This is a genomic window from Stieleria tagensis, assembly GCF_024129865.1.
Lineage (GTDB): Bacteria > Planctomycetota > Planctomycetia > Pirellulales > Pirellulaceae > Stieleria > Stieleria tagensis.
This window is the reverse complement of the sequence record NZ_JAMYFE010000101.1, coordinates 15,566-27,626: the sequence shown is the minus strand read 5'-3', so window position 1 is coordinate 27,626 and position 12,061 is coordinate 15,566. Positions and strand designations below refer to the sequence as shown.

At 57.0% G+C, this 12,061-nt stretch carries 6 protein-coding genes; 4 read left to right on the top strand and 2 right to left on the bottom strand.

All coding sequences use genetic code 11. The annotated features are described in order from the left end of the window. Nucleotides 1-251 precede the first annotated feature (251 nt). From NHH03_RS22090 to NHH03_RS22075, 4 genes are all read left to right on the top strand, one after another. Nucleotides 252-2,564 (top strand): DUF1592 domain-containing protein, encoded by a 2,313-nt coding sequence (locus NHH03_RS22090; RefSeq protein ID WP_253159741.1) that lies wholly within the window; start codon nucleotides 252-254, stop codon nucleotides 2,562-2,564. A gap of 4 nt (nucleotides 2,565-2,568) precedes the next feature. Further along, a complete protein-coding gene (locus tag NHH03_RS22085) occupies nucleotides 2,569-3,912 on the top strand; it encodes a DUF1552 domain-containing protein (protein WP_253159738.1) in 1,344 nt (447 codons plus the stop codon). A 268-nt stretch (nucleotides 3,913-4,180) separates the two neighbouring features. Then, nucleotides 4,181-5,068, top strand: coding sequence for an SHOCT domain-containing protein (locus NHH03_RS22080; RefSeq protein ID WP_253159737.1), 888 nt, complete (start codon nucleotides 4,181-4,183; stop codon nucleotides 5,066-5,068). Nucleotides 5,069-5,154: 86 nt separating this feature from the next. After that, a complete protein-coding gene (locus tag NHH03_RS22075; protein WP_253159735.1) occupies nucleotides 5,155-6,543 on the top strand; it encodes a hypothetical protein in 1,389 nt (462 codons plus the stop codon). Nucleotides 6,544-6,569: 26 nt separating this feature from the next. Here the strand turns inward: NHH03_RS22075 and NHH03_RS22070 are convergent, their stop codons facing one another. Both NHH03_RS22070 and NHH03_RS22065 read right to left on the bottom strand, forming a co-directional pair. Beyond that, the gene (locus NHH03_RS22070) at nucleotides 6,570-8,234 is read right to left on the bottom strand and encodes a DUF3488 domain-containing protein (protein ID WP_253159734.1); all 1,665 of its coding nucleotides are present in this window, start codon (nucleotides 8,232-8,234) and stop codon (nucleotides 6,570-6,572) included. A gap of 265 nt (nucleotides 8,235-8,499) precedes the next feature. Further along, the gene (locus NHH03_RS22065; RefSeq protein ID WP_253159732.1) at nucleotides 8,500-12,012 is read right to left on the bottom strand and encodes a bifunctional metallophosphatase/5'-nucleotidase; all 3,513 of its coding nucleotides are present in this window, start codon (nucleotides 12,010-12,012) and stop codon (nucleotides 8,500-8,502) included. Nucleotides 12,013-12,061: the final 49 nt, after the last annotated feature.

The window sequence follows — 12,061 nt, the reverse complement described above, 5'->3', positions numbered from 1 at the left end:
GCGCAACTTCAAAACTCACGTGTCGGGTTACGATAAACCCATACCCCCCAGGCAAAACCGCAACTCCAACAGTCCGAAACGGGGGGAGAGACCGATCCTACGAGGCATTCAGCACGGGGTTCCTGCCCCCCGCTGCGTGGAACTCCAGCGATTTTTCTGAGCATCTTTGGCACGTCTGACGCGTTCTCTATGACGTAAGAAAGTCTTGCGCGCCCTTAAGCCAGAATCGTCCCCTCGTTTCGCTGCCCTTCATGCCATACTGTCGAACGCCCTCGGTCCTGTTGCTGGTCGCCTTGCTGGCGGCCATCCTGTCAGCGACCACTCTGCCGGTGACCACTGCGTCGGCCGACTCGGCGACTCGCGAAACGAATTTCAAAACGCATTTGCTGCCCCTGCTGCGGAACTATTGTTACGACTGTCACGATAGTAGCAGCGAAATCGACTTGGAAAGCGACGATCGCGCCGCCAGCCTGCAATCCAATCGGTCACGTTGGTCCCAAGCCATCGCGCACCTCCGCCTTGGGTCGATGCCACCGGAGGACGGCCCGGAAATGGACGCGGCGACCCGCGATCGCATGATGCGAATGATCGATGCCCTGGCCAACGCAGTTGATTGTGTGCAAAACCCCAACGCCGGCCGAGTGGCGCTGCGACGACTTAACCGCACCGAATATCAAAACACGATTCGCGATTTGACCGGCGTCGATTACCAACCGGCCGCGGACTTTCCCGGCGACGACGTCGGTTATGGATTCGACAACATCGGCGATGTACTTTCGCTGCCACCGCTGTTGATGGAAAAGTACTTGGACGCTGCGTTGCAGATCGCTGGCAAAGCCATCTACACGCCACCGCCGCCACAGTTGTACGAAGTCGAGCGCGGTGCGACGTCACTGATCGGTGCCGAAAAATTCGGCAACCGCACACCCTTGGTGATGCCATCTAATGGCACCGTTGCGTTGCAAGTCGATCTTCCGTTCGGCGGAATGTACACCCTGACCGTGACCGCCAGCGGTGATCAGGGCGGTGACGAACCGGTCAAGATCGATGTCACATGCGGACAGCGCAGCAAAGTGATTGAGGTGCCCGGTAGCGACGCGGCTGAATTCGAGATCCCATTGCGATTGGGCAAAGGCGAACGAAAGATTGAATTCAGTTTCATCAACGACTACTACGAAAAAGACGTCGCCGATCGAAATCTGCGCCTCCACCACGTCAAACTCGTTGGCACGGAAAACAAGGTGACGCGAGTCGATGCGTCACTGTTCCCACCCAGCCATCGGCAGATTCTGTTTGTCACGCCGTCCAAAGACGTCGATGCCTCGCAAGCCACCCGCGCCGTGCTCGCTCGATTTGCCAGTCGCGCGTTCCGCCGCCCGGCCAGCCCCTCGCAAGTCGACCGGTTGGTCGCGTTGGCCGATCAAGTCCGCAGTGACGGTGGAACGTTTGAAGAGAGCATTCAAGTCGCCATCGGCGCTGTGCTGGTGTCACCGTCGTTTCTGTTCAAAGTCGAAACACCACAAACACCGGATACCGATGGTGTGATGCCATCGATCGATGACTACGAACTGGCGACTCGAATCTCGTACTTTTTGTGGAGCAGTATGCCGGACGACGAACTGTTGTTGATGGCGCATCGGGGAACGTTGCGTGACCGCAGATTGCTGTTGGGCAAGATTGCATCGATGATGAAAGACCGTCGTGCCAACCAGTTCGTCGAGAATTTTGCGTCGCAGTGGCTGCAGATTCGCAACCTGGACACCGTCGACCCGGACCGCCGCATGTACCGTGGGTTTGATGACCAGATCCGCGAACTGATGAAACGCGAAACGTTGACGTTCTTTGCCGGTGTGATGCGTGAAAACCTGCCGGTGACAACGCTGCTGGATGCGGATTTCACGTACCTGAACCAACCGTTGGCGCAGTTCTATGGAATCGCGGGGGTCGAGGGCGACGCCTTCCGCAAGGTTTCGTTGGCCGGCACCCAGCGCGGCGGATTGTTGACGCACGCCAGTGTGTTGACCGTCACCAGCAATCCGACTCGCACCAGCCCGGTCAAACGTGGCAAATGGGTCTTGGAAAACTTGCTGAACACCCCACCACCGCCCGCGCCCCCCAACGTTCCGGAATTGGACCGCGGCCAACTGGTCGGCAGTTTGCGTCAGCGAATGGAACAGCATCGCAGCAACCCGGCCTGTGCGACATGCCATAACATGATGGACCCGCTGGGGTTTGCACTGGAGAATTTTGACGCGGTCGGTCGCTGGCGAACCACCGACGGCGCGGACGAAATCGATGCCTCCGGCAAGTTCCCCGACGGCACCGCATTCAGCGGCGTGGACGATCTGCGACGTCTGCTGGCCGGTCCCCGCAAAGAACAATTCATTCGTTGTTTGGCAGAAAAACTGCTGATCTATGCGACCGGCCGCGGCACCGAATACTACGACAAATGTGCGATCGACAAAATCGTTAGCCAGTGCCGTGCGCACGAGGACCGATTTGCCTATCTGATCGTCGCTATCATCGAAAGTGATCCCTTTCAAAAACAAGGTTTCCGAGAGTAACCCGATGCCCAAATCCATTTCACGTCGAACGGTTCTGCGCGGCGCCGGTGTTTCGTTGGCACTGCCGCTACTGGATGTGATGTCACCGTCACGCTTGTTATCAGCCGCCGGCGGATCCGATCGGACGCCGCTGCGGATGGCATTTTTCTATGTGCCCAACGGTGCGCACATGCCGGACTGGAAACCCCAACAGGAAGGTTTCAAATACGACTTGCCACCGACACTGCAGCGGCTGGCCGATTACCGAGACGACATCAATGTGTTGTCCGGTTTAACACTCGACGGAGCCCGTGCGCATGGTGACGGCGGCGGCGATCATGCCCGCAGTGTGGCTGCATTTTTGACCGGGGCTCATCCCCGCAAGACCAACGGGGCGGATATTCAAAACGGCATCTCGGTCGATCAAGCCACGGCGCAATACGTGGGTGACAAAACCCGTTTTGCTTCGCTGGAATTGGGACTCGAATCCAGCGCCCAAGCCGGCAACTGTGACAGCGGTTACAGTTGTGCCTATGCATCCAACATGTCGTGGCGCGGGCCGACCAACCCGATGTCCAAAGAAATCGATCCGGGAGCGTTGTTCGACCGCCTGTTCGCTGGGCAAACCGTCAAAGAAACCAAACGTGCCAAATCGGCTCGCGAAACCTATCGCAAGAGCGTATTGGACTTTGCACTCGAAGACGCCAAACAGTTGCACAAGACACTGCCGACTGTTGATCAACGCAAATTGGACGAATACTTGTATGCCGTCCGTGATGTTGAAAAACGTCTTGCCGGTGCCGATCGATTGCGGCTGGATGAAAGTGGCGTGCCGGATTATCCGCGGCCCAGCGGTGTGCCGCGCGAATTGGAAAAACACAGCGATCTGATGATGGACATGATCACGCTGGCGATGCAGACCGACAGCACCCGAATCCTGTCATTCATGTTCACCAACGCCGGCAGCAATCGCAGCTACAAAGAGATCGGCGTTACCGAAGGCCACCACGAGCTTTCACACCACGGCAAGAGCGAACACAAGCAGGCTGAGATCGCCAAGATCAATCGATTCCACATCGAACGCTTCGCATACCTGCTGAATCGGCTGCGGTCGGTCCGCGAAGGCGAGCGGACGCTACTGGAAAACAGCATGATCGTATACGGCAGTGGGATCAGCGACGGCGACCGGCACAACCACGATGACCTGCCGATCCTGTTGGCCGGATCGGCCGCCGGTCGGATCAAAACCGGACGCCACATCCAGTACGAAAACGGCACCCCGCTGTGCAATCTTTACCTGTGGATGATGCAGCAAATGGGCGCCGACGCGAAACAATTTGGCGACAGCAACGGAGTTCTAAAGGTCTAAAGCGTCGCTAGAATGGAAACGGGTGATATTTCCCCGAAGCAGAGCTCGCACGATGCCCGTAACCGGCGGCATTGCAGGAAGTTCTCGGGAATCCGCGCGATTTGCATCGCGACTCTTTTTCCGGCTTGTGGTAGGTTCAGAGATTCGTTCAACCTGTTCTGGTTCGCGTTCGTGGAAGGGATTCTCCAAGGCTGGCAAACGCGGACAGCTAACGTCTCATTAGAAACCCTGTTTCTTGAGCCCCCCCTTCTAACTTTCCTGCACCACGATGCCCAGTCTGTCTTCCTCCGGCGAACAACTCGTTCAGTCACTCGCCTCCCGCTACGGCCTTTCGACCGACGCGGTGACCCACATGTTGGTTGCCGTCAGCAATGGCAACGGATCGATGGCCCAGTTCAACCATCCCGAATTCTGCGGTGCCGGCCAGTGGATGCGTGGCGGCATGACGATGGTCAGCGATCTGTTCAACAACAACTTGAAATGCCTGGTCAACAACCTGTGCAGCGACATTTCCAGCGAGTTGGCCAATCATCAAACCAGCCCCTTCAGTGGCTCGTTTCAATCGCAAAGCCAAAACGGCAACACCGCCCAATCCCAGGCGAGCGGCCAAATGGGATCGGCAAACAGTTTGTTCGTCCCCGACCCGAGTTCGAATTGGTGGCCGTCGGAACTCGGTTCGCCTTCTTCACTCGGATCCCAGAACAGCTTGCGGTACGCCTATTTCGCTAATTCCCACCGCTTGGCCGTCACCACCGGCGGCACGCCATGGGTCTATGATACGCTCGATCACCAGATCAACGGCTTCAGCCAACAGCAAGGCGGCGGTCAGTCGATCACATTCACCAGCCAATACGGAACCGTTGACCTGTCCACGTTGCCGGTGGTGTCACGCGATGGGACGGCCCCGCTGGACCCGCCAGCGCAACCCGCGCCTCAGACGAATCAGCCCGCGGTGAATCAGCCCGCGGTGAATCAACCCGAATCCCCTTCGGGCAACGACTCGCAACCGTCCAATATCCCATCCGCGGCGTCTGTCAGCGAGGGCGGCGAAGATATCATCGCGACACTCGAACGGTTGGGATCGCTGAAAGACAAGGGCTACATCACCGAAGAAGAATTCGCCAGCAAGAAAAGCGAACTTCTGGGTCGACTGTAGACCCACGCCCCGCGGCAAAGTCCGCTAAGCCATTTTTGTTGCATTACGAACATCACACCGATAGATTGAAATTGGTGGTCCGGTTGATGTCGTGGCAACAGGTGGAGAAAGCGATGATCAGTGCGTTGAACATGCAGTCTGTGGGTCTAGCCGCCGCCCTGTGCGTCGCAGGTCTGCTTGTCTGTGGGCCAGACGTTTTTGGGCAGGGGGCTGATCCGTTTCTCAAATCGGACCCGCTATCCCAACCTGCGAGCAACCGCCGGGCCGCCGATCCGATCGAGATCCAATTCAAAGTCACCGATCCATCTGGTTCGCCCTTGGCCGGAATGCAGATCCGTGGACCGGGGATCTCTCATCTGTACACCGGCCAAGACGGAACCGTGACCTGGGACGCGGACCAGAATGTGCTCCGCGATTGGGCCGCACGACTGCGAGGCAGACTTCGCTACCACGCCATCCCACCGGACGATTTAGTACTGCTAAGTGTGTCGACAGCAACGACCTTCCGGGAACTGCTGCAAACGAAATCGGTGAGCTTTCAAACCGCACCCGGCGTCAAACTGACCGGGCGTGTGATCGGTCAAGACGACCGGCAACCGATCCAAGGGGTGACTGTCACCGTGAGATCCGAGCAGGTCTTCCAGGCGAAACGAGAATGGAACACTTCCACCGACGCCGGCGGCAATTGGGACATCGTCGTTCCCCACGCCGATGCCAAGATCACGCTTAGCGGCCATCGAGACGGCTATCGTTTAAACGACTCGGCACCAACCACCCACGACGATGCACAACTGGTTTCCATTCCTCAGGGACGCAGTGAGTTTCAAGTCGCCGATCTGGAAGTCGAACAGATCCAACCGCTACAGGTCATCGTGACGGACACGGCCGGAAAACCGATTCCCAGGGCAACGGTGGGCGTTTATTGCCAACGCTGGCTGGACGATCAAATTGTGGTGTGGGACTCGCTTGCGACTGGACAACAGACCGGTGTTCAAGGGACCTGTGCACTGTACCTGCGTGAAGCGTCGCCACAAGAGTCTGACCAACAGGCCACCCCTGTTTCTGCCACCACAGTGTTTGCCTCGACGACCGAGGGTGACACCCAACTCAGCGGTCGAGCATTGGTCAACACCATGGATGAGACCCCGGTTCGCGTCGTCGTGCAACCACTTGCCAAGATCGGCGGCGTCCTGCGAAACAATAATCGCCCGCTGCAAAATGCCGAACTGGTGCTCTATGAGGCGACACCAAAGACCGACACGGACTGTAAAACGATCGGGCTGCGCGACGAAACCACCACCAACGATCAAGGGCACTATGTGTTCAACGCGCCGGTGGGACTGCACTACATCGTCGCCACAAAAGCGAGAGACAAGAACGGCATTCAGCAGGTCCTGCACCGAACCAGCAAGCCCACCAGCGAAGAAAACTATCGCATTCCTGACCTGGACGTCGCCACCCTGTCCCGGCCTTAGTTGCACTCACAGGCCTCTTTCCTGATTCACAATCCCGCTTGATAGCCACCGCCCCCTTCACCCGAATCTAAACGACCGAGTCGACGATACAAACCGGTTTTCCCTGTCGTGATGGCGATCCCCACACCCAAACACATCAACCCCGACGCGATCGGCCAATTCACACGCCGCAGTTTGCCGGTTCGATGACTTTGGATGCCCAACAACACACAGAACACCAGTCCTTGTACCAGGCCGACCGTTAACCAACCGCGACGTTTGACGATCACGCCGTAGACGATGGCAACCGTTGCTGCACCGAGTGCCAAATAGACCCAAGCATCATCGGGGAACCGCAACGAGCGAAATGCCACGACACCCACGGCAATCGACATCAGTAGCGCCGCCAGATGGCGCAGACAAACGGCCAACAGCGTCGGATACAACGCCCCGATCAACAACATCGACAGCGTGGCATACAACACCGCAGCGACCATGCCTTCGATTCGATAGCCCAGCGAGTCACCGATCATCGCAATCATTCCGGTTGCGATACCGGCCAGCGACGTCCACAACCAATCCGGATGATTGCGACGGATCGTGATCCACAACAGAATCACGCCCGCCAATGCCAACAGCATCCAGGACTGAAACCCGATTTGCGCGATAGTTGGCGGAACGGGCGCAAACACCGCGGCCACAATCAACGTCAGTGGCAAACCGAACACGGCATCACGAACACCGCGTACGGTCATCCACCCATAGACGACCAACAGAACCAGACAGGCAACCGTCAGCCCCGAACCAAACGTGTACTGCAACTCCGACTGGATCGGCAACCACGTCGAACCATGATTAGACAACCCGCACAACAACAGCAAGGGTGCGCCGTACAGGGCAACGTGCTGCAGGCTGCGTTTCCCCAACCCCAGTCCGGTTTCGGCGATCAAAATCGCAACCGCAGCCGCCATTGGCAGCAACAAAAACGGTTCAAATCGCCCGGCAGTTCCGTAGAACCCAAACGCCATCCAAATCGCGTGCGCACGGATACCGGCCAACACCAACAACACAATGAACGCGGACAGTGGATACAGCGGCCAACTCCACGGCGTACCGTTGCCTTCGATCGAAGCCGTCCCGCGCCGGAGGGCGGGGATCAGCAACAACGCACCACCGCCGACGGCGATCGAGAACAAGACCGATCCCCATCCGGCCAATGAATCATTGCGATTTGCCACCGCCCGACCCAGGATCAGGGGAAATCCGATCAAGAGGGCAAAGTGAAAATACAACGTGACGCGATACCAAAAACTCAGTCGAATTCGGCTGCACCACAACACCGATTCGATAACGATCAACACCAACCCCGCGACCGCTGCCCCCAAAACCAAGGCCGCCGATTGATCACCGATGCATAGTTCATCAAACCCCGTCGTCGCGGCAACCAGACTGAGCAAGACCACGATAAAGATCGATCGTGCATCATCCCAGACGTTGGCCAGTCGCACGACTGCGATACAGACCACGGCCATCAACACCGTGTAGGCCGCGATGCCACCGGTCATCCACAGCGACTTGTCCAACAGCGTGCCACCGGAAACCGCCAGGCTTTGACAACCATAGATGACCAGCAAACAGCTGATCAGATAAAACGGATTGTGGTTGTACAAGAATTTTGTAAACGAATCGTCCGAATTCTCCGTCGTCTCCATCACACCGACCCCTGTTCTTGAGAAAAGACCCAAGCCGACCCGCAGGTGACTCAGGCGAAACAGTTTCGTTCGGTTGAGACTGAAACCTATGGCCTAGGATCTCAGTCCTTGTGTGTAGGTGTTGCGACCACGGACCGGTATTACTCAGTTCGCAGAGCGTCTCCATTGATGGAGTGACAAGAACGTTTACGTGAGCGGACGCCAAAGGGTTCGAACCGGCAGCCAACCGCGATCGGATTGGCGGGGTTGAGACGCTGGTTCTGGATCAGTCGTCAAGACGTCCCAGGCGCAGGACACCGTCCAGTTCAGCGGCACCTTCACCGTTGTCTTTGGATTCGACGTCCCGCAGGGTTAGCAAACCGAAACCGGCGCCCTCCTGCTCGGCGACGATGCCAACGTCCTCGTTGTCATTGAACTTCGATTTCGAGATTTGCCCGAACAGCAGGCCATCATCGGATTCCAAGATCTCGACACCATCACCTTCGTTGGCATTGGATTCGACACGGTTCAGGCGTGCCAACAAGGCACCGTCACCGGCCTCTTCGATCTTGATTCCGGAACCGCCATTGCCCGTGGATTCGACACGATCCAGGAAGGCCGTCAAAAGTCCCTCGTCATCTTCTTCGATCTTGATTCCCTGCGATCCATTGCCGATCGCATTGACGCGACTGAGATTGGCGACAAAGTTGCCTTCGTCGACCTCGCTGACCTGAATGCCTTCGCCTCCGCCGACTTCGACCGATTTGTCATCGTCGCCATTGCCGATCAGATCCACTCGGCTGAGTGAGAGGTGAATACCGCCCTGATCTTCTTCGTCGGCCTTGATCCCTTCGTCGCTGTTGTCACGTGCTACGACACGGTCAAAGCTCATGACGATCCCCCCTTCACCGGCTTCGTCGAAATCGAAACCCTCGTCAAAATTATTGATGGCTTCGGAGCGCCGGACAGACGCCCAGATCCCGCCTTCGTCGGCTTCATCAATATCGAAACCGTCGTCTAAGTCTTGTTCCAGACCGGCGTTCTCGGGCGCATTCGGGTCAAAGAATTCATCGAAGAATCCGTTGTCATTGAACGACGTGTGTGAAACGTTTGCATAGACACTGCCCACGCCGCGTTCGTCCAACTCCAGGCCATCACCGCCATTGCCGTCGATCTGGCTTTCACTGATATCGGCGTGCAAATCGCCCCGTCCGCCCTCGTCGACCCGGATGCCGTCGTAATCAATTTGCCCGATACCGTTGTTGACGATCGTGCTGCGTCGCACATGCAGGTGGACGCTGGCATCGGAGTCGTTGATCTGATCCGCGATGTGCAGCCCGTGCAGACCGACATTGCGGATCGTGACTTGATCCAATTTGACCGAAATTTCACCCTGAGCCTCCGCCGGGACGGGGATGTAGATTCCATTGGCTGGTGTTTCCCCCTCGTCGAAATCCCCATCGATCGTCAACTTGGATAACACCAAGTCGGCCGCGGCGCTGGATACCAACAGTCCCAAACCGACAAATTGTTCCGATGCTCGCAGCACCACATTTTCGCCTTGGATCTTCAGATCTTGACGACCGGTATACTCGACCGCCGAATCAAGCGAGACGACGTCGACGTTTTTAGCAAAAACAATTCGATCGATGCCGGGATTATCATTGGCAATTTGAATGGCTTCCCGAAGCGATCCGGATCCGGAATCCGTTTCGCCAGTGACACGCAGCGTCCCGGCAACCGGAAAGACCGTGTCGGCGCGATAAGAGAGATTCTGGATCCGTTGATCCAAGGATCGTCCCGTGTCCATCGCCGTGAAAGCTTGGTCAACGGTTGCGAAACGGTCCTTCAAGTATTCGGCCAACGCATCTTGTTCGGTCCCGTCGTCAGCAAAGACGGCGTCACCGGTCTGCACGCCGGCTTGATCCAGAGACTGCAAATCGGCTCGCGCGATAACATCGGGATCACCCAAATCACCGACTGCCGGATCGGCATTGGTGTTGGGGAAGGGATAACCATCGCCGCCGCCGATATAGGCTCCCGTGTCATCAAATCGGGGTGCAGCCAGGAATCCCAGCGTGACCAACCGGAACGTTTGCTCAGGATCACCGGCGATCGCCCCCCGCTCGACCAATTTGGCGATCAAGTCACCATTTTCGGCAAAGACACCGGCGCTCTGAATGCGATCTCCCGCCGGCAAGGTGTCATCGTAGGAAAACTTCAGGCCGGCGATCTGTGGAAACCGGCCAGACACGCCCGGCAGTGCACTGACGCCATGTTCCAACAAACCAACCAATTCCGTTTTGGTCAGGGTGATCAATGCCAATCCATTGTTGAATGCCAACGAAGTTTGGATATCGTTCTGCGAAATACCGCCGGCCGGTTTGATCAGGTTGTTATTGCTATCGACGACCGCTTCATTGGAGAATCGTACTTCTTCGCTGCCACCGGAAGGCACAATGGTCTGCCCGATCGATGCGCGGATACCGCCTCCGTTCTTAATCGAAACAACAACGGAGGAATCCAATTTCAAAGCTTCGGCCAAGTTCGCATCGGCTGTCAGGTTGCCCAAATTTGTTTCTTGGGTCCGCACGCCATCGGGATCATCGGCAGTTTCGGTGCCGGATCGGTTTCCGTTCAAGAAGACATCGGAGACGCCAAACACATTGGATTCGGTGGCGATGATCTGTGATTGGATTGCGTCGACGATCGATTGAATTTCAGCATCAACCAAACCCGCTGCGCCCAATTCCTCGACACCCTGTTGATCGGTGGCGTAGGCACCGGAGACGGTTTCGTCATAGGTGTCTGGCAGGAGATTGCCATCGGCATCAAACCCGATCACCAACCGTCCGACGTACTTGTAACTACCATCGGTATTCACCACGGCGGTAAAGGTTCCACCGGCGTTGGTGACAATTCGTGGATAGTCGCCCTGGCCGCTGTCTCCGGCACGGGCGCGATCGTTGCCGTCGAACAGGCGTCGATTGGATCCTCCGGCGACGATGATATCCACATTCTCCAACCGCGCCGCGAGTCCTAATTCGATGTCGAATTGTTGCATGTGCGCGAGCAAGATCACTTTGTCGATCTGCCCGTTTTCACTCAACAATAAATCGACTTCGTTTTGGATCTCCAGCGCCAACGCATCAAGCTGCTGCGAACTGGGATTGGAATCGAAGGGTGAGGGGCGAACACCAACCCCGTCTGGCGACGAAATCGTCGCCAGCGTCGGCGTGGTTGCACCCACCACGGCAATGTCTTCACCATTGACGTTCAGCACGACTGACGAGGTGACCGATCGTGGAACAGGTGATCGACCACCGACGACTTCCAAGGCCGCCAGATTCGCATCCGTTGCAAACTGCAAATTGGTCGACAGGTAGGGGAAATTGGCCCCTGCGAAATCGCTGCCCAAAATCGAACCCGGTGCCGAACCATCGATCAAACCGGCCAGATTGGCGGTGCCAAAATCGAACTCATGGTTGCCCAAAGCGATGGCTTGGATACCCAGTTCGTTTTGGATTTGGATATCGGCAATTCCGCCTGAACCAAACGCTGCGGCCGATGCATCGTAGAACAGACCGGGAATAAACGCATCACCGGAGCTGAGTGTCAGCGTGTTGTCGATTTGACCATCGTTGCCCAAGTCTTGGTTGCGAAGCGAAGTCAGGACGGCGGACATGCGGGGGGCATCTTGGATGGCCGCGACGGCAGCCTCTTGATCGGCGATGTGCAACAATTCCAGGGTGAAATCTGCCGCCATCAGCTGACGTTTTTCCAGTGATTCCAACCGCATCGGTGCGCATCGCAGCTTGGCAAGACTCGCCGACCGTTGAGCTTTCAGA

What these genes read in the sequence shown, in the direction of transcription:
- NHH03_RS22070 (WP_253159734.1), bottom strand. Translation starts at nt 8,234, where the DNA reads ATGGAGACGACGGAGAATTCGGACGATTCGTTTACAAAATTCTTGTAC.
- NHH03_RS22080 (WP_253159737.1), top strand. Translation starts at nt 4,181, where the DNA reads ATGCCCAGTCTGTCTTCCTCCGGCGAACAACTCGTTCAGTCACTCGCC.
- NHH03_RS22075 (WP_253159735.1), top strand. Translation starts at nt 5,155, where the DNA reads ATGTCGTGGCAACAGGTGGAGAAAGCGATGATCAGTGCGTTGAACATG.
- NHH03_RS22085 (WP_253159738.1), top strand. Translation starts at nt 2,569, where the DNA reads ATGCCCAAATCCATTTCACGTCGAACGGTTCTGCGCGGCGCCGGTGTT.
- NHH03_RS22090 (WP_253159741.1), top strand. Translation starts at nt 252, where the DNA reads ATGCCATACTGTCGAACGCCCTCGGTCCTGTTGCTGGTCGCCTTGCTG.
- NHH03_RS22065 (WP_253159732.1), bottom strand. Translation starts at nt 12,012, where the DNA reads ATGCGGTTGGAATCACTGGAAAAACGTCAGCTGATGGCGGCAGATTTC.